General features: G+C 72.2%; 18 protein-coding genes. 7 read left to right on the top strand and 11 right to left on the bottom strand.

Translation table 11 applies throughout. From position 1 onward, the window contains the following. The 3 genes from FK530_RS13680 to FK530_RS13670 all read right to left on the bottom strand — a co-directional run. The coding region (locus tag FK530_RS13680; protein WP_191834057.1) for a 6-phosphofructokinase at positions 1 to 128 on the bottom strand (128 nt) is incomplete at its 3' end. Between the two features lie 59 nt (positions 129 to 187). Beyond that, complete coding sequence (locus FK530_RS13675; protein ID WP_146487573.1) at positions 188 to 844, bottom strand: response regulator; 657 nt, start codon at positions 842 to 844, stop codon at positions 188 to 190. 9 nt (positions 845 to 853) lie between these two features. Next, positions 854 to 2,128 (bottom strand): sensor histidine kinase, encoded by a 1,275-nt coding sequence (locus FK530_RS13670; RefSeq protein ID WP_146487572.1) that lies wholly within the window; start codon positions 2,126 to 2,128, stop codon positions 854 to 856. Between the two features lie 112 nt (positions 2,129 to 2,240). Between FK530_RS13670 and FK530_RS13665 the strand changes: the two genes are divergently transcribed. From FK530_RS13665 to FK530_RS13650, 4 genes are all read left to right on the top strand, one after another. Beyond that, positions 2,241 to 2,804: a hypothetical protein gene (locus FK530_RS13665; protein WP_158645099.1), complete on the top strand. Its 564-nt coding sequence runs from the start codon at positions 2,241 to 2,243 to the stop codon at positions 2,802 to 2,804. Next, the gene (locus FK530_RS13660) at positions 2,801 to 3,997 is read left to right on the top strand and encodes an alpha/beta-hydrolase family protein (protein WP_158645098.1); all 1,197 of its coding nucleotides are present in this window, start codon (positions 2,801 to 2,803) and stop codon (positions 3,995 to 3,997) included. The genes FK530_RS13665 and FK530_RS13660 overlap by 4 nt, the downstream gene beginning before the upstream one ends. A gap of 39 nt (positions 3,998 to 4,036) precedes the next feature. Then, positions 4,037 to 4,516, top strand: coding sequence for an RrF2 family transcriptional regulator (locus tag FK530_RS13655; protein WP_146487569.1), 480 nt, complete (start codon positions 4,037 to 4,039; stop codon positions 4,514 to 4,516). Between the two features lie 78 nt (positions 4,517 to 4,594). Beyond that, the gene (locus FK530_RS13650) at positions 4,595 to 5,026 is read left to right on the top strand and encodes a carboxymuconolactone decarboxylase family protein (protein WP_146487568.1); all 432 of its coding nucleotides are present in this window, start codon (positions 4,595 to 4,597) and stop codon (positions 5,024 to 5,026) included. A gap of 39 nt (positions 5,027 to 5,065) precedes the next feature. Here the strand turns inward: FK530_RS13650 and gatA are convergent, their stop codons facing one another. The 5 genes from gatA to FK530_RS13625 are packed head-to-tail and all read right to left on the bottom strand — an operon-like array spanning position 5,066 to position 9,032. Further along, positions 5,066 to 6,562, bottom strand: coding sequence for an Asp-tRNA(Asn)/Glu-tRNA(Gln) amidotransferase subunit GatA (gene gatA, locus FK530_RS13645; RefSeq protein ID WP_146487567.1), 1,497 nt, complete (start codon positions 6,560 to 6,562; stop codon positions 5,066 to 5,068). Then, positions 6,559 to 6,867, bottom strand: a complete 309-nt coding sequence (gatC, locus tag FK530_RS13640) for an Asp-tRNA(Asn)/Glu-tRNA(Gln) amidotransferase subunit GatC (protein ID WP_146487566.1) — start codon at positions 6,865 to 6,867, stop codon at positions 6,559 to 6,561. Before gatC ends, gatA begins: the two co-directional genes overlap by 4 nt. A 21-nt stretch (positions 6,868 to 6,888) precedes the next feature. After that, complete coding sequence (locus FK530_RS13635) at positions 6,889 to 7,434, bottom strand: dihydrofolate reductase family protein (RefSeq protein ID WP_146487565.1); 546 nt, start codon at positions 7,432 to 7,434, stop codon at positions 6,889 to 6,891. Continuing rightward, positions 7,431 to 8,366: a helix-turn-helix domain-containing protein gene (locus FK530_RS13630; protein ID WP_146487564.1), complete on the bottom strand. Its 936-nt coding sequence runs from the start codon at positions 8,364 to 8,366 to the stop codon at positions 7,431 to 7,433. Before FK530_RS13630 ends, FK530_RS13635 begins: the two co-directional genes overlap by 4 nt. A gap of 48 nt (positions 8,367 to 8,414) precedes the next feature. Next, a complete protein-coding gene (locus FK530_RS13625) occupies positions 8,415 to 9,032 on the bottom strand; it encodes an antibiotic biosynthesis monooxygenase (RefSeq protein WP_146487563.1) in 618 nt (205 codons plus the stop codon). 214 nt (positions 9,033 to 9,246) lie between these two features. On the opposite strand from FK530_RS13625, the gene FK530_RS13620 reads away from it, so the two are divergent. The 3 genes from FK530_RS13620 (at position 9,247) to hutH (ending at position 12,924) form a co-directional block, all read left to right on the top strand. Beyond that, positions 9,247 to 9,900 (top strand): ACT domain-containing protein, encoded by a 654-nt coding sequence (locus FK530_RS13620; protein WP_146487562.1) that lies wholly within the window; start codon positions 9,247 to 9,249, stop codon positions 9,898 to 9,900. A gap of 112 nt (positions 9,901 to 10,012) precedes the next feature. Further along, positions 10,013 to 11,389 carry an amino acid permease gene (locus FK530_RS13615; protein ID WP_146487561.1) on the top strand — a complete coding sequence of 459 codons (1,377 nt, stop codon included), beginning with the start codon at positions 10,013 to 10,015 and terminating at the stop codon, positions 11,387 to 11,389. Continuing rightward, positions 11,389 to 12,924 (top strand): histidine ammonia-lyase, encoded by a 1,536-nt coding sequence (hutH, locus tag FK530_RS13610; RefSeq protein WP_146487560.1) that lies wholly within the window; start codon positions 11,389 to 11,391, stop codon positions 12,922 to 12,924. The genes FK530_RS13615 and hutH overlap by 1 nt, the downstream gene beginning before the upstream one ends. Before the next feature lie 59 nt (positions 12,925 to 12,983). On the opposite strand, the gene hutG is transcribed toward hutH, so the two are convergent. The 3 genes from hutG to hutU are packed head-to-tail and all read right to left on the bottom strand — an operon-like array spanning position 12,984 to position 16,763. Beyond that, positions 12,984 to 13,916: a formimidoylglutamase gene (hutG, locus tag FK530_RS13605; protein WP_146487559.1), complete on the bottom strand. Its 933-nt coding sequence runs from the start codon at positions 13,914 to 13,916 to the stop codon at positions 12,984 to 12,986. Further along, on the bottom strand, positions 13,913 to 15,091 hold the full coding sequence (hutI, locus tag FK530_RS13600; protein WP_146487558.1) for an imidazolonepropionase: 1,179 nt from the start codon (positions 15,089 to 15,091) through the stop codon (positions 13,913 to 13,915). Before hutI ends, hutG begins: the two co-directional genes overlap by 4 nt. 4 nt (positions 15,092 to 15,095) lie before the next feature. Beyond that, on the bottom strand, positions 15,096 to 16,763 hold the full coding sequence (hutU, locus tag FK530_RS13595; RefSeq protein ID WP_146487557.1) for a urocanate hydratase: 1,668 nt from the start codon (positions 16,761 to 16,763) through the stop codon (positions 15,096 to 15,098). Positions 16,764 to 16,894: the final 131 nt, after the last annotated feature.

Raw genomic sequence — 16,894 nt, 5'->3', positions numbered from 1 at the left:
CCGCGCCAGCCGTCCTGGAATCCGACGACTGCGGAGCCGTAGCGGGAGGCGCTGGTGCGGACCACCGCGCGGATGACCGCGTTCAGGCCGGGGCAGTCACCCCCGCCAGTGAGCACTCCGATCCGCAGACTCATGCCACCGATCTTGCCGCCTCGCCCCGGACCTGTCATGCCATCGCCCGAGGAGTTCACCCGGGGGTCACGACTCCCGTCTCGTAGGCGTAGACCACGGCCTGCGCCCGGTCGCGCAGTCCCAGCTTCTGCAGGACCTTGCTGACGTGCGTCTTCACGGTCTGGTCGGAGACGAACAGCGCCGCGGCGATCTCGGCGTTGGACCGCCCGGCGGCGACGGCCTCGAGTACCTCGCGCTCGCGGGGCGTGAGGGTCGCGAGCGCGGGGGGCGGGGTGCGACGGTGCGCCCGGGCCGCGGTGACCTCGGCGATCATCCGCCGCGTGACCGACGGGGCGAGCAGCGACTGGCCCTCGTGCACCACGCGCACGGCGCGGACGAGCTCCTCGGCGGGGGCGTCCTTGAGCATGAAGCCGGACGCGCCGACGCGCAGCGCCTCGTAGACGTAGTCGTCGATGTCGAAGGTGGTGAGCATGAGCACGCGGACGCCGTCGTGGCGGCGCAGGATCTCGGCGGCCGCCTGCAGCCCGTTCATCTCGGGCATCCGGACGTCCATCAGCACCACGTCGGGCTGCAGGCGTGCCACCTCGGCGACCGCGGCCTTCCCGTCCGGGGCGTCCCCGACCACGGAGATGTCCGGCTGGGCGCCGAGCAGGGCGCCGAATCCCTGCCGGACCATGGCCTGATCGTCGGCGATGAAGACGGTGATGGGCACGGACCCAGCCTAGGCGGTGGCACCGTCGGAACGGGCCGGGAGCGCGGCACGGACCGCGAAGCCCCCGCCCGCCGTCGGCGTCGCCGACAACGAACCGCCGACGGTGCGCGCCCGCTCTGCCATACCGGGGATGCCCTGGCCCAGGCCGGGGCCGCCGAGATCGGCGTCCGAGGTGCGGGGGCCGTTCTCGATGCTCAGGTTGAGCGTGCCGGCGTCCAGGGTGAGGGCGACGGTGATCGCCGCGCCCTGCGCGTGCCGGGTGGCGTTGGCGATGGACTCCTGCACGATGCGGTAGGCGACCAGCGCGGTGCTCTCCCCGATCGCCGACGGGTCGGGCAGGGGCAGGTAGTCGACGACGACTCCCGCCGCGCGTGCCCCGTCGATCAGCTCGTCGACGCCGCCGAGGCCGGGTGCCGGGGCGAGCTCGGCCGAGGCGTCGTCGAGCCGGAGGACGCCGAGCAGGGCGCGGACCTCGTTGAGGGCCTCGCGTGCGGAGACGGCGATACCGTCGAACTCGGCGCGGGCGCGCTCGGAGACGTCGGGCACGCGGTACTGCGCGGTCTGCGCCTGGACCACCACGAGCGACATCCGGTGCGCGACGATGTCATGCAGGTCGCGGGCGATGCGGGTGCGCTCCTCGAGGATGGCGCGACGGCCGCGCTCGAGCTCGCTGACCTCGGTCTGTTCTTCGAGGCGGTTGCGGGACTGCAGCGCCAGGCGCAGCAGCAGGATGATCACCAACGAGACCATGATCCCGGCGACCCAGCCGCCACCTGTGCCCTCTTGCGCGTTGATCCAGAACAGCACCGACGACGCTGCGGCGATGGCGATCGCGTCGAGCGGCGCACACTTGAGGAAGGCGATCCAGCTGGTGATCAGCATCGCCATGATCAGCGAGACCTGCCAGTTCCACTGCCAGTCCTGCTTCGCGTCGAACCACATCAGCGGGAAGAGCGCGGCCGTCGCGGCGACGATCCCCCACGCGACGCGCGGATGCGCCCAGGCGATCGCGATCGGCAGCACGGACAGTCCGCTGATGATCGGCAGCAGCGCTGCGGGCACCGCGAACTGCTCGTTCAGGGTGGGCCAGGCGACCGCCCACATGATGAGTGCGACCAGTAGGAACAGCCAGTTGATCTTCCGGGACAGGAACATCCCGAGCGGGGTGGCGTGCAGCGCACCGTCCGGGGCCTCGATGTGCAGCGCGCTCTGCCGGTCCAGGTAGCGGCCGGCGCGCACCGTGGCGCGTCCGAACCGCTCGATCCTCTTCGTGGTCGTCCTCATGGAAGGCAACGCTAGGGGTACCGCACACTCGGCGTCCTCATACTTCCGGGTGATATCGAACCACTCGCGCAGCCGATCCGAGTGCCGGTCCCCGGTTCCTAGCGTCGCTGTCATGAACCGCCGCATGCTCGCCGCCGCAGCCGTACTCGCCGTCCCCCTGTCGTTCGGGCTCCCCCTCCCCGCCGCCGTGGGCGACTCCGCAGAGCGCGAGGACTCCGCGACGGCCTCCGCCGTTCGCGCCGTCACTGATCCCGCGCTGGATCCCGCCGCGCAGGTCCGCGCGGTGCCCCGCACCCTTGGGTATACAGCGGCCCCCGGTCCGGGCTACGCCCTGGCGCCGCACGGCGACTGCTCGTCGGTGGTGCGGCTGCCCGCCGATTTCGACGCCCCCTGCAAGGCGCACGATCTGGGCTACGACCTGCTCCGGCACGCCGACGCGACGGGGCGACCGTTGGGCGGTTGGGCCCGCCACCGGATCGACGACGCCTTCGCAGACCGGTTGGCCGCCGCGTGCGCGGCGCGGCCCGTCTCGCAGCGCCGTCACTGCACCGAGGTGGCCGGGCTCACGGTGATGGCGGTGCGCGCCAACACCTGGCGTCAGCACGACGGTCCGCCCCGCGCCGAGTCCGTCCGCGAGATCGTCACCGGTTGGCTCACCGGCGGGGGCCGGCTGTGAGCGCGCGGAGACGCGTCCGCGGCGGGGTGCTCACCGGCTACGCCGTCGGCGTGGCGTGCGCGCTGTTCCCGAACCAGTTGCCGCGCACCGTACTCACCCAGATCGCGGTGTGCCTGATTCTCGGCGGCCTCGGGGCGCTGGCCGGCTGGGCGGTCGTGCGCCGCCGGACGCCGTCCGACGGTGGCGGCCGCGCCGCCCTCTACCTACTGCCGGTGGCGCTGGTGGGCTGGCTGCTGTGGCAGAACCACCTCCGGTCCGCCGCTGGAGTCGATCCGTTGGGCCCCTTGTCCTTCGCTGCGCTCGTCTGCGCGGTAACGGCGGCACCGTTCGCGGCCGCAGCCCTCCGGCCGGTGCGGGCACGAGCGGCCGCGGCTGCTGTGGCGGGGGTCGCGGTGCTCGGCGGGATCGCCTGGCCCGCCACGGCGACGCCCGCGGAGACGGCGGCGTACGCCGAGCGCTTCGCCGGCATCGAGTCCTCGGCGCCGGGCGTCCGGGCCTACGCCTCGCTCGGCGACGGCGACTCCCCGGCCGCGCGAGCCGCCGTGGCGGTCGACCGACTGGTGGCGGCCGGTGGCCTCAGCCGGCGGGCCGTGGTGGTCGCGGTTCCGACCGGATCCGGCTGGGTCGACCCGCACTTCGTGCGCGGCGTGGAGGAGGCGCTGCACGGCGACAGTGCGATCGTGGCCGTGCAGTACACCGAGATGCCGAGCTGGCAGTCCTTCGTGCTGCACCGTGACGCGGCGGCGGCGAGTACCGCGGCGCTGATCGACGAGCTGCACCGACGGGCGCCGTCGACGCCGCTCCGGGTGTACGGACAGAGCCTGGGGACGGTCGGCGTACTCGCGGCGCAACGCCGAGCGGCGGAGCTCCACGCCCCCGTCGCGGCGACCCTGCAGGTCGGCACTCCGGCCGGAGTACCGGTCACCGGGCCCGCCCAGCTCAACGCCTCCGATCCGGTGGGGATCTGGTCGTCCCGGCTGCTGGTCACACCGCCCGCACGCGCCGCTTCCGGTTCCGGTCGCGCCACCCCGCGGCCGCCCTGGCTGCCCGTGCTCTCGTTCGTCCAGGCCACCGTCGACCTCCTCGGCGCGACCGCGCCGCCGCCCGGTCTGGGACACCGCTACGACGAGCGGCAGGGCTCCGCGCTGGTCGCGGACCTCGTCGCGCAGGAGAGCTTGCCCACCGCCGCTTAACCGGATACGTTGCATCCGGATTAAGAGAGGGAGTGGACCATGCGGATGAGCGAGGGCGTCGAGTGGGCTGCGCACGCGTGCGTGCTGCTGCACTGGCTCGACGAGGGCGGACTCACCCCCGTCCCGGCCTCGCGTCTCGCCGAGTCCTACGACCTCCCCGCGGCGTATCTCGGCAAGCAGCTACAGGCCCTGGCGCGCAGCGGGATCACCGAATCCCTGCCCGGCCGCCGGGGCGGCGTCCGGTTGGCCCGTCCGGCATCGCAGATCACCCTCATGGACGTCGTCGCGGCCATCGAGGGCGGCACCGCGGCGTTCGCCTGCACCGAGATCCGGCAGCGCGGCATGAACGAGGACCGGCCGCGCAGCGAGTTCGCGCGCCCGTGCGGCATCGCCCACGCGATGCGCGGGGCTGAGCTGGCGTGGCGACGCGAGCTCGCCGCGACCTCGGTCGCCGACCTGTCGGACGCCACCCCCCGGCGGGTCGCCGATGCCGCTCGCCGCCACTTCGGCGGCGCCTGAAGCCGTTCCAGAAACCACCCGATAGCCCATAACCAATATCTGGATACCAAATATCCATTTTACGAGAGGAAGCCCATCATGAGCCGCACCCCCGGAGCCACGTCGTCGCCGGAGACCTACAAGGCGCTCATCGCGCTGGACGGCCGGCTGGCGTCATCGCTCGGCAAGGTCCTCTACGACCTCGTCAAACTGCGCGCGTCACAGATCAACGGCTGCGCCTACTGCGTCGACATGCACGCGCGCGACCTCGAGCGACTCGGCACGCCGACCCGCACGATCTACGGCGTCTCCGCCTGGGAGGAGAGCCCGTTCTTCGACGAGACCCAGCGCGTGGCACTGGCTTTCGTCGACCGCCTCACCGCCGGCATCGACCCGGTCGACGACGCGCTGTGGGACGACGCCGGCCGCCTGCTCGGCGAGGAGCGCCGGACGGACCTGCTGATCGCGGTCGGCACCATCAACACCTGGAACATGCTGGGGATCACCACCCACCTGCACCCGGCGCCCTGACCCGGGCCGGCCGGGTCGGCCGGGCCGACCCGGGGCCCGTCAGGCGACGGGGCCGCGGGCGGCCTCGTAGGCCGCGCCGACCCGGTACAGCCGGTCGTCGGCCTGCGCGGGCGCCAGGATCTGCAGGCCGACGGGGAGCCCGTCGTCCGTGGACAGGCCCGAGGGCACCGACATGCCGCAGTGCCCGGCGAGGTTCGTCGGCAGCGTGAACAGGTCGAACAGGTACATCGCCAGCGGGTCGCCGACCTTCTCTCCCAGCTTGAACGCCGTGGTGGGCGTGGTGGGCGAGACGATCACGTCGACATTCTCGTAGGCGCGGGCGAAGTCCTCGGCCAGCAGAGTACGGACCTTCTGCGCGCTGCCGTAGTACGCGTCGTAGTAGCCGGAGCTCAGCGCGTAGGTGCCGATCATGATGCGCCGCTTGACCTCCGGGCCGAAGCCCGCCTCGCGCGTGAGCGCCATGACCTCCTCGGCCGAGTGCGTGCCGTCGTCGCCGGTGCGCAGGCCGTAACGCATGGCGTCGAAGCGGGCGAGGTTCGAGGAGACCTCGGACGGCAGGATCAGGTAGTACGCGGCCAGCGAGTACTGCAGCGTCGGCAGCGACACCTCGACCGTCTCGGCGCCCAGATCGCGCAGCTGCTGCACGGCCTTCTCGAAGCTCGCCTGCACGCCGGCCTCGGTGCCGTCGGCGCCGAACTCCTTCACCAGGCCCACCCGGACACCCTTGAGGTCCCCGGCGGCGCCCGCACGGGCGGCGGCGACCACGTCGGGCACCGCGGCGTCGAGCGAAGTGGAATCACGCGGGTCGTGCCCGGCGATCACCTCGTGCAGCAGGGCGGTGTCGAGGACGGTCCGCGCGCACGGCCCGCCCTGATCGAGCGACGAGGCACAGGCGACGAGGCCGTAGCGCGACACCGCGCCGTACGTCGGGCGCACGCCGACGGTGGCCGTCAGCGACGCGGGCTGGCGGATCGAGCCGCCGGTGTCGGTGCCGATGGCGAGCGGCGCCTCATGGGAGGCGAGCGCCGCGGCGCTGCCGCCGCCCGAGCCCCCGGGCGTGCGGTCGGCGGCCCACGGGTTGCGGGTCACGCCGTACGCCGAGTTCTCCGTCGAGCTGCCCATGGCGAACTCGTCCATGTTGGTCTTGCCGAGGATCGGGATGCCTGCGGCGCGGAGCTTCGCGGTGACCGTCGCGTCGTACGGCGCGGTCCAGCCCTCGAGGATCTTCGATCCGCAAGTTGTGGGCGCGTCGGTGGTGGTGAAGACGTCCTTGAGCGCGATCGGCACGCCGGCCAGGGCGGATGCGGGCTCCTCGCCGCGGGCCCGGGCCTCGTCGACGGTCCGCGCCGCCGCGAGGGCCGCATCGGCGCCGACGTGCAGGAAGGCACCCAGATCGCCGTCGACCTCGGCGATCCGGTCCAGGTGCGCCTGCGTCACCTCGACGGAGCTCAGGTCACCGGCGGCGATCCTCGCGGCCAGGTCGGCGGCGGTGGCGCCGGTGATCTCGTTCGATGCACGGAGGTCGGTCACGGTCACTCCTCCCCCAGGATGCGCGGCACGGCGAAGCGGTCGCCCTCGCGGTTCGGGGCGCCCGAGAGCGCCTCCTCCGGGGTGAGGCTCCCGACGGGCTCGTCCCCCCGGTTCACGTTCACGTTGCCGACCGGCAGCGTCAGCGGCGCGACATCGGCAGTGCTCGCATCAGCGCCGACCTCCGTCACCACCTTCACGTGCTCGAGGATGGAATCGAGCTGGGTGGCGAAGACGTCGAGCTCGTCGTCGGTCACGGCGAGGCGCGACAAGCGCGCCAGGTGGGCGACCTCGTCCCGGGAGATGGCAGACATGCCCCCGATCCTATGCGGCGTTCACGCGCGCGGCCCCACCACCCGGTAGCGGCCGCACAGGAAGGCCTTGTTCCGCGCCCACTCGACGAGTTCGAAGTCGAAGGCGCGCGGGAACAGCGGCCTGCCCGACCCGACGGTGGCGGGCGCGTAGCTGATCATCACCTCGTCGAGCATGCCCGCCTCGGCGAACTGCGCGGCGAGGTCGCCGCCGCCCACGACCCACACGCCCTTCTCCGCCGCGGCCGCCTCCAGCGTCGCGCGGAGTTCGCCCGGGGTGCCCGCGACGAACCGCACGCCCGGATGGATGGGTTCGAGCTCCCGGTGCGTGAAGACGAACACCGGGTAGTCGGCGTAGTACCAGGGCTCGTCGCCGGCCTGTACCCGGTCGACCACCCATTGATAGGTGGTGTAGCCCATGACGATCGCGCCGACCGTCGTCATGTACTCCTCGATGTTCATCGGTCCGCCGTCGTCGATCGGCTGACTGAGCAGCCAGTCCAGGCTGTCGTTCTCGTCGGCGAGGAAGCCGTCGAGCGTCGAGGCGGTGTAGTACGAGTACGCGGTCATGCGTTTCCTCCGGTGATGCGTCGGTGCCAGATGATCGGGTCGGGATCGAGTGCGGGGGTGTCGACGGCGGCGCCCGCGTCGGCGAGCATCCAGCGCGCCAGCAGCCGGCGGTGCGTCGAGAAGGTCAGCTCGTGCGCGACGATCTGCGAGAGCAGGAAGGACTCGGGCGGATCGCACAGGGAGTCGATCACGCGATCCGCCCACGCGCCGCGCCGCTCGATGTCGCGGATCACCGCGAGCCACCGCGGGGAGATCCGCTCGTGGTGGCCGCGCAGCGCCGCGGGGGCGTCGTCGGGGTCGAGCTGCGGCTCGGGCTCACCCGCGACGGTCGCGAGCCACGGTTCCGCGCTGTGCACGAGGTGCCACATCACCTGCGCGAGAGACTCGTCTGGGCCGTCCCAGCTGCGCGGCCGCGAGCCGGGGAGCCGGACCGCGCGGTACTGCTCGTCGGGTAGCTGTGCGACGGCGTCGAGCAGAGCGCCGATGTCCGCGGCGTCGTGCTGCACCTGCAGGGCCAACACGTCGCCCGACGAATCCTCGTGCCCCTCGGCGGCATCGACGTACAGCACCGTCGGCGAGTGGAAGTGCAGGCCGTTGGGCGCCGGGAGCCAATGCCCGACGGTCCGCGGGAGCGCCGTCGGCGAGTGACCGTAGGCCCGGGCGAAGGCGCGGATGAAGCCCTCCACGGACTCGTACCCGGCGGCGAAGGCGACGTCGGTCACCGTCGCACCGCGTTGCAACTGCCAGGCCGATCGCTCCAGCAGCACCCGGCGGCGCAGCGCGACGGGCGACTCCCCCGCACCGGCCCGGACCTGCCGGGCGAAGTGGAAGGGCGAGCTGTGGGCGCCGGCGGCCATGGCGTCGAGGTTGTCGTGCGGGTCGGCGAGGACGGCCTCGAGGAGCCGGCGCAGCGGATCGGCGGGTGCGGACATGCGATCAGTATCGACCGCCCGGCGCCGCCCGCGCTTGACCGTTCTTGCTCAGGTCAGGGAGCGGCGCTCCAACCAGGGCTTGATGCGCGCGGTGACCCACGGGAGCACCAGGAAGACCATGAGCGGAGTGTTGATCAGCGTCGCGACCAGCGTGCGGGCGACCAGCCCCCAGCCGTGGGCCGGCAGGACGGTCAGGTGCGGCAGCACCAGGAAGTTGATCAGCAGGGAGAGCGGGAAGAAACCGAGCCAGATGGCGACGGCCTGCTTCCACCGCGGCGGGACCTTCGCCACCGGGGCGGCGACGGGGCCGGCACCGTCGGACTGCGGGGAGAACCAGCCCTCGATCCCGGAGAGGCGGTGCGTGGCCGTCTCGACGGCGAGGCCCTCGCACCGCTCGAGCCAGTGCTTACGGACCCGGGAGCCCTGCCATTCGGCGGGTTCCTCGTCGGAGGCGAATCGGTAGATCACGAAGTAGAGCTCGGGATCGTCCGCGGCACGGACCCAGCCGCCGCCCAGGAAGCCGCGATAGGTACGGGCCAGTGCGATTCCCGCGTCGGTCCAGGCCAGGAATTCGTGTTCGCGGCCGGGGGCGATGCGTCGGGCGACGGAGGTCAGCGAGGCCTTGTGGGCCGCTCCTGCCTCCGCCCGGGTTTCGGTGTGGGGCATGCGTACCAGTGTCGGTGCGCACGTCCCGGGACACCAACCGAGGCGGTGTGATCTTGCCGACGTCGGCTCAGCGGGGCAGGTCGGGAGCGCAGGTGTTCTCCTCGAGCTCCGCCACCCCGCGACGGTCGATGCTGCTAGTGCACGACGTTCGCCGCGGGGGCGCGTCCCCCGCCGCGGATCTGCGCCCGGCGGGCGCGGGTGCCACAATCGGGGCGTGTCCTACCTCCTGCGCGTCCGCCTCACCGACCGTCCCGGCAGCCTGGGTTCCCTGGCCGTCGCCCTGGGTTCGGTGGGCGCCGACATCCTCTCGCTCGACGTCGTGGAGCGCGGGAGCGGCTTCGCCGTGGACGACATCGTCGTGGACCTCGGCCCGCAGTCGCTGCCGGACACGCTGATCACCGCCGCGGAAGCGCTCGACGGCATCACGGTCGACTCGATCCGCCCGTACGCCGACGTGCTCGACACCCACCGCGAGCTCGAGCTGATCGACCACGTGGCCGCCGCCGGGCGCGACCAGCTCCAGATGCTGGCGAACCAGATTCCCCGCGTTCTGCGAGTGGGTTGGTGTGCCGTACTGAGCAACAGCCCGGAGACGCAGTGGCCCGTCTTCGGTTCCTCGGGCCTGCCGGAGACGCCGCCCGAGCACCTGGACTTCCTCCCGCTCAGCGGCCCCGTCGCCCTCGACGCCGAGGCCGATTGGGTGCCCGAGACCTGGCAGCAGCTCGACACCAAGCTGGCCGCCGCGCCGCTCGGCGCGATCGGCAAGGTCGTGCTCGTCGGCCGTCCCGGCGGCCCGGACTTCCGTCCGTCCGAGGTGGCCCGGCTGGGCTACCTCGCGGGCATCGTGGCCACGGTGCTGGTCCGCTGAGTCCCGCGGTGCCGGATGGGTCCGGGCCGGGTCTTGCACATTTGTATAGACAGCGCTATACATATCGGGTGTGACCCACCGCACAGCCCCGTCCGCCCGCTAAGGAGTCCCCGTGAGCGACCTCGGCTCCACCCTGGTCCGCGGCCTGTCCGCGCGCCACATCCGGTTCATCGCCCTCGGCTCCGCGATCGGCACGGGATTGTTCTACGGCTCCGCGTCGGCCATCCAGTCCGCGGGCCCGGCGGTCCTCGTCGCGTACGTCATCGGCGGCGCCGCGATCTACATCGTGCTGCGCGCCCTCGGCGAGCTGTCGGTCCGCAACCCCGTCGCGGGCTCGTTCGGCGAGTTCGCCTCGGCGAACCTCGGCCCGCTCGCGGGTTTCATGACGGGGTGGACGTACATCTTCGAGATGATCGTGGTCGCGCTCGCCGACGTGACCGCGTTCGGCGTGTACATGGGCTTCTGGTTCCCCGATGTGCCGCGCTGGATCTGGGTGCTGTCGATCATCTTCTTCATCGCCGCCGTGAACCTCGTGGGCGTCAAGACCTTCGGCGAGCTCGAGTTCTGGTTCACGCTCGTGAAGATCGCGGCGATCATCGCGATGATCGCCGGCGGCATCGCCGTCCTCATCTTCGGCTTCGGCCTGCACGACACCTCGCAGGGCGTGTCCAACCTCTGGTCGAACGGCGGCTTCTTCGCGACCGGCTTCGGCGGCTTCCTCGGCTGTTTCGCCATCGTCATCTTCGCGTTCGGCGGCAGTGAGATCATCGGCATCACCGCCGGCGAGGCGCAGGATCCCGAGAAGACGATTCCCCGCGCGGTCAACACTGTGCCGATCCGGATCCTGCTGTTCTACGTGCTCACCCTCGCGGTGATCATGGCGATCATCCCCTGGAACGAGATCACCACGGATCGCAGCCCGTTCGTCCAGATCTTCGAGGCACTCGGCGTCGGTCCGGCGGCGGCCGTGCTCAACGTCGTGGTGATCACCGCGGCCCTCTCCGCGATCAACAGCGACGTCTTCGGTGCCGGCCGCATGCTCTACGGCATGGCGCAGCGCGGACAGGCGCCGGCCGCGCTCACCCGGGTCTCGCGGAACGGCGTCCCCTACCTCACGGTGGTCATCATGGCCGGTGCGCTGATCATCGGCGTCGTCCTCAACTGGCTGATCCCCGAGAGCGTCTTCGCCGTGATCGCCTCGATCGCCACCTTCGCGACCATCTTCGTCTGGCTGATGATCCTGGCCGCGCAGTACCGCGCACGCCGGGCCATGACCACCGAGCAGGAGGCCGCCCTGACGTTCCCCGTGCCGCTGTGGCCTTACGGCCAACTGATCACGATGGCCTTCCTCGTCTTCGTCACCGTCCTGCTCGCCTTCCACGCGGACACCCGCGTCGCTCTCTACGTGGGCGCCGTGTGGCTGATCCTCCTGGCCGTGGCGTTCCGCTTCCTCCCCCGCACCCCGAAGATCGAACTGGAGAAACTCTGATGACCACCGTCACCGTCGGCATCGGCCCCGTCAGCCTCGAGGACGTCCTGCGGGTCGCCCGCGAGGGCGCTGCCGTGGAGCTGTCACAGGAGTCGCTCGACGCGATGGCCGCGACCCGCGCGCACATCCGCGCGCTCGCCGACAGCCCCGATCCCGTGTACGGCGTGTCCACCGGCTTCGGCGCGCTCGCCACCCGCCACATCCCGACCGAGCTGCGCAAGCAGCTGCAGCGCAGCCTGATCCGCTCGCACGCCGCGGGCTCCGGGCCCGAGGTCGAGCGCGAGGTGATCCGGGGCCTCATGCTCCTGCGGCTGTCGACCCTGGCGACGGGCCGCACCGGCGTACGTCCCGAGGTCGCGCGCGCCTACGCCGCACTGCTCACCGCCGGGATCACGCCGGTGGTCCACGAGTACGGCAGCCTGGGCTGCTCGGGCGACCTCGCTCCGTTGGCACACTGCGCGCTCGCCGTGATCGGCGAGGGCACGGTGCGCACGCCCGACGGTGCGCTCGTCCCCGCTGCGGAGGCCCTGGCCGCCGCCGGGATCACGCCCGTCGTGCTGGAGGAGAAGGAGGGCCTCGCACTCATCAACGGCACCGACGGCATGCTCGGCATGCTCGTGATGGCCTGCCACGACCTGCGCCGACTGCTCACGCTCGCCGACGTCACGGCGGCGATGAGCGTGGAGGGCCTGATGGGCACGAACCGCGTCTTCGCCGCCGATCTGCAGGCCCTGCGGCCGCAGCCCGGGCAGGCCGTCGCCGCCGCGAACATGACCCGACTGCTCGACGGCTCCCCCATCGTCGCGAGCCACCGCGAGGACACCACCGTCGTCCAGGACGCCTACTCCCTGCGCTGCGCGCCGATCGTCACCGGCGCCGCCCGCGACACCGTCGCCCACGCGGAGACCGTGGCCGGCTACGAGCTGGCCAGCGCCGTCGACAATCCCGTCATCACCCTGGACGGCCGCGTGGAGTCGAACGGCAACTTCCACGGCGCTCCCGTCGCGTACGTCCTGGACTTCCTCGCCATCGTCGCCGCCGACGTGGCGTCCATGAGCGAGCGGCGCACGGACCGCTTCCTGGACAAGGCGCGCAATCACGGACTGAACCCGTTCCTCGCGGACGACCCGGGCGTCGACTCGGGCCACATGATCGCGCAGTACACGCAGGCCGCTATCGTCTCCGAACTCAAGCGCCTCGCGGCGCCGTCGTCGGTGGACTCGATCCCCTCCTCCGCGATGCAGGAGGATCACGTGTCGATGGGGTGGTCGGGGGCCCGCAAGCTCCGTCGTGCGATCGACGGCCTGACCCGCGTCCTGGCGATCGAGGCGCTGACCGCGGCCCGCGCGATCGACCTGCGCGCGCCGCTGCAGCCGGCCGCCGCGACCGGCGCCGTCCGCGACCTCATCCGCAGCCGCGTCGACGGCCCCGGCACCGACCGCTACCTGGCCCCCGAGATCGAGGCCGTGGTCGAGCTCGCCGCGTCCGGCGCGCTCGTGGCCGCCGCGGAGGGGGTCGCGGGCGAACTCGCCTGACCGCGCGGTGGCGCCGCGCGGGGGGACGGCCGCGGTGCGACGACGGGATGCACCCGCTCTCAGCGGCGGGTGACGATGCGGTGGATCAACCTGGCCGCGGTGCGGGCGGTGCGGTTGTCGACGTCGAGCGACGGGTTGAGTTCGGCGACGTCGAGGAGGCGTAGCGTGCCGCTGGCGGCCACCAGGTCGCACACCCGCGAGATCACCTCGAGCGGCACGCCCAGGCCCGCGGGTGCGGAGACGCCGGGCGCGACGGCCGCGGGCAGCACATCGAGGTCGATCGTGAGGTACAGCGCGTCGACGCCGGCGAGGAAGTCCTGCACGAACCGCTCGACCGCGGGCATCGACAGCACGCCGCACTCGTCATCGAGCAGGTACCGCACACCCCAGCGCTCGGCCTCGTCGAAGAGCGCGCGGGTGTTGCCGGGCTGCGCGATCCCCACGACGGCGTAGTCCAGCCGCCGCCCGCGCTCCGCCTCGCGCTGGGCCATCTGCCGGAACGGGGTGCCGGAGCTGGGCCGGGGTGCGACGCGGAGATCGAAGTGCGCGTCCAGGTTCAGGACACCGAGGCGCGCCCCGTCCGCGACGGCGCGCGAGTTCGCGATCCCCAGGTAGCTGCCGTAGGCGACCTCGTGGCCGCCACCGAGGACGACGGGGAGGCCGCCGTCGTCCAACACGTTCGTGACCGCTGCCCCGAGCCGTTCCTGTCCCGACTCGAGGTCGCCGTCACCGGTGACGACCACGTCGCCGAGGTCGACGAGTCCGGGGTCGGACGGCAGCGCCAGTGATTCCAGGGCGCCGCGCAGCGCGTCCGGACCGGCCGCGGCGCCCGGGCGGCCGAGATTGCGGACCACCCCGGCGTCGGAGGCGAAGCCGATCACCGTGGTCGCCCCCGGCGCGGGGCCGGCAGCCATCGCCGAGTGCCAGCGCAGGTGCTCCGGTCCCGGCCCGTCGTCGCGTCCCGTCCACGCCGACGGCGCCCGGTCGGTCATCGCTGCACCCCGGCGGAGAACACCCGCGAGACCAGCGGGACGCCCGGCCGGTAGGCCAGGTGCAGGTGCGAGGGGGCGTCGAGCACCGTCAGGTCCGCCCGCATGCCGACGCGCAGCGCCCCGACGTCGGTGCGCCGCAGCGCCGCCGCGCCACCGGCGGTCGCGGCCCACACGGCCTCATCGGGGCTCATGTGCATCTCCCGCACCGCCAGCGCGATGCAGAACGGAATGCTCGTGGTGTAGCTCGTGCCCGGGTTGCAGTCCGCCGCCAGGGCGACGGTCACGCCCGCGTCGAGCAGGGCCCGCGCATCGGGGTACTTGTTCCGGGTGCTGAAGTCCGCACCCGGGAGCAGGGTCGCGACGGTCATCCCGCTCGCGAGGGCGTCGACGTCGGCCTCGGTGGTGTAGGTGACGTGGTCCACCGAGGCCGCGCCCAGTTCCACGGCGAGGCGCACACCCGCGCCGTAGGAGAGCTGATTGCCGTGCACGCGCGGCACGAGCCCCGCGGCCATCCCGGCGGTGAGCACTGCCCGGGACTGCTCCTCGGTGAAGGCCCCCTCCTCACAGAAGACGTCGATCCACGTCGCTCGGGGCGCACACGCCGGGATCATCTCGTCGATCACCATCGCGACGTAGTCGTCCTGCCGCCCCGCGTATTCGGGAGGCGCGACGTGGGCGGCGAGCAGCGTCACTTCGTCGGAGACGCCCGCGGCCACGTCCAGGCTGCGCGACTCGTCGCGCACCGTCTGGCCGTACCCGGTCTTGATCTCCAGCGTCGTCGTGCCCTGCGCCCGGGCCTCGGCGGCGAGCCGGGCGGTGTTGGCCGCCAGCGCCTCGTCGGAGGCGGCGCGGGTCGCGGCGATCGTCGTGCGGATGCCGCCCGCCCCGTACGCGGCGCCGGTCATCCGGGCCGCGAACTCCTCCGCCCGGTCGCCGCCGAAGACGGTGTGCGAGTGGCTGTCCACGAAGCCGGGGAGCACGGCACGGCCCTCGACGTCGATACGGGCGGCCGCGGCCCCGTCGGGCACCCGGGACGAGGGCCCGACCCACTGGACGGCACCGTCGCCGATGACGACGGCGGCGTCGCGGATCACTCCCAGCCGGCCCTCTCCCGCCTGCGGATCGTTGGTGACGAGGGAACCGATGCCGTCGATCAGGGTCCAGCCGGTGGTCATCGGATCAGCCCTCCTGCATCGGGATACGGACGCCGCGCTCGCGGGCGACCTCGTTGGCGTACTCGTAGCCGGCGTCGGCGTGGCGGATCACGCCCATGCCCGGGTCGTTCGTGAGCACGCGCTCCAGCTTCTGCGCTGCGAGATCGGTGCCGTCGGCGATGCACACCTGGCCGGCATGGATCGAGCGGCCCATGCCGACGCCGCCGCCGTGGTGGATCGACACCCACGACGCGCCCGACGAGGTGTTGACCAGCGCGTTGAGCAGCGGCCAGTCGGCGACGGCGTCGGTGCCGTCCGCCATCGCCTCGGTCTCGCGGTAAGGGGAGGCGACGGAGCCGGAGTCGAGATGGTCGCGGCCGATGGCCAGCGGGCCGATCTCGCCGTTCGCGACCATCTCGTTGAACTTCAGGCCCGCGCGGTGACGCTCCCCGTAACCCAGCCAGCAGATGCGGGCGGGCAGGCCCTCGAACCGGACCTTCTCCCCCGCCATGGTGATCCACCGCTTGAGGTGCTCGTTCTCGGGGAAGAGCTCGAGGATCGCCCGATCCGTCTTGGCGATGTCCTCCGGGTCGCCGGAGAGCGCGGCCCACCGGAACGGGCCGAGCCCCTCCTCGAACAGCGGGCGGATGTAGGCGGGCACGAAACCGGGGAAGTCGAAGGCGCGGTCGTAGCCGCCCTTGCGCGCCTCGTCGCGGATCGAGTTGCCGTAGTCGAAGACCTCGGCGCCCGCGTCCTGGAAGCCGACCATGGCCTCCACGTGCGCGGCCATCGACTTCTGCGCCTCCTCGGTGAAGTACGCGGCGTCCTTGTCCGCCATCTGCCGCCAGTCCTCGACGGCGATGCCGACGGGCAGGTAGGACAGCGGATCGTGCGCGGAGGTCTGGTCGGTGACGATGTCGATCGGGGCCTCGCGCCGCAGCAACTCCGGAAAGACCTGGGCGGCGTTGCCCACCAGGCCGATCGACAGCGGCTCGCGGGCGTCGCGCTTGGTGATCGCGAGCTCCAGCGCCTCGTCGAGAGTGGCGGCCTTGGTGTCCAGGTAGCCGTGTGCGATGCGGCGATCGATCCGCGACTCGTCGACGTCCACGCAGATCGCGACGCCGTCGTTCATAGTGACCGCGAGCGGTTGCGCGCCGCCCATGCCGCCCACGCCGGCGGTGAGCGTGATGGTGCCCGCGAGGGTACCGCCGAACCGTTTCCGCGCGACGGCGCCGAAGGTCTCGTAGGTGCCCTGGAGGATGCCCTGGCTGCCGATGTAGATCCACGAACCCGCCGTCATCTGGCCGTACATCATCAGGCCCTCGGCCTCGAGGTGCCGGAAGTGCTCCCAGTTCGCCCAGTCACCCACCAGGTTCGAGTTGGCGAGCAGCACGCGCGGTGCCCACTCGTGGGTGCGGAGGACGCCGACGGGCTTGCCGGACTGGACCAGCAGGGTCTCGTCGTCCGCCAGGGTCTCGAGCGTGCGCACGATGGCGTCGAAGGCCGCCCAGCTGCGGGCGGCGCGTCCGGTGCCGCCGTAGACGACGAGGTCGTCCGGGCGCTCCGCCACCTCGGGATCGAGGTTGTTCATGAGCATGCGCATCGCGCCCTCCTGCTGCCAGCCGCGGCAGGAGAGTTCGAGGCCGTGCGGGGCGCGCACGGGACGGGCACCGGCGGAGAAGTCGTGGGTCATGGCGGCGAGTCCTCTCGAGGGACGGAAGATCTGTCGTGACCCATGACACACCGCGGCGACCGTCCGCATCCAGGCACACCTCCGCGCTGTCTCGTATCCGAGACGCGATCCGCGAGTTCGCACGCCGGGTA

The organism is Tsukamurella conjunctivitidis (genome assembly GCF_007858475.1).
GTDB lineage: Bacteria > Actinomycetota > Actinomycetes > Mycobacteriales > Mycobacteriaceae > Tsukamurella > Tsukamurella conjunctivitidis.
The sequence above is the reverse complement of the archived record's forward strand: the minus strand, read 5'-3'. Positions and strand labels throughout refer to the sequence as shown.

Bases quoted from the DNA above. Each gene is read 5' to 3' on its own strand.
- hutU (WP_146487557.1), bottom strand. From the start codon at position 16,763: ATGACCCACGACTTCTCCGCCGGTGCCCGTCCCGTGCGCGCCCCGCAC.
- FK530_RS13665 (WP_158645099.1), top strand. From the start codon at position 2,241: ATGAACCGCCGCATGCTCGCCGCCGCAGCCGTACTCGCCGTCCCCCTG.
- FK530_RS13625 (WP_146487563.1), bottom strand. From the start codon at position 9,032: ATGCCCCACACCGAAACCCGGGCGGAGGCAGGAGCGGCCCACAAGGCC.
- FK530_RS13630 (WP_146487564.1), bottom strand. From the start codon at position 8,366: ATGTCCGCACCCGCCGATCCGCTGCGCCGGCTCCTCGAGGCCGTCCTC.
- hutG (WP_146487559.1), bottom strand. From the start codon at position 13,916: ATGACCGACCGGGCGCCGTCGGCGTGGACGGGACGCGACGACGGGCCG.
- gatC (WP_146487566.1), bottom strand. From the start codon at position 6,867: ATGTCTGCCATCTCCCGGGACGAGGTCGCCCACCTGGCGCGCTTGTCG.
- FK530_RS13650 (WP_146487568.1), top strand. From the start codon at position 4,595: ATGAGCCGCACCCCCGGAGCCACGTCGTCGCCGGAGACCTACAAGGCG.
- FK530_RS13655 (WP_146487569.1), top strand. From the start codon at position 4,037: ATGCGGATGAGCGAGGGCGTCGAGTGGGCTGCGCACGCGTGCGTGCTG.
- hutH (WP_146487560.1), top strand. From the start codon at position 11,389: ATGACCACCGTCACCGTCGGCATCGGCCCCGTCAGCCTCGAGGACGTC.
- hutI (WP_146487558.1), bottom strand. From the start codon at position 15,091: ATGACCACCGGCTGGACCCTGATCGACGGCATCGGTTCCCTCGTCACC.
- FK530_RS13635 (WP_146487565.1), bottom strand. From the start codon at position 7,434: ATGACCGCGTACTCGTACTACACCGCCTCGACGCTCGACGGCTTCCTC.
- FK530_RS13670 (WP_146487572.1), bottom strand. From the start codon at position 2,128: ATGAGGACGACCACGAAGAGGATCGAGCGGTTCGGACGCGCCACGGTG.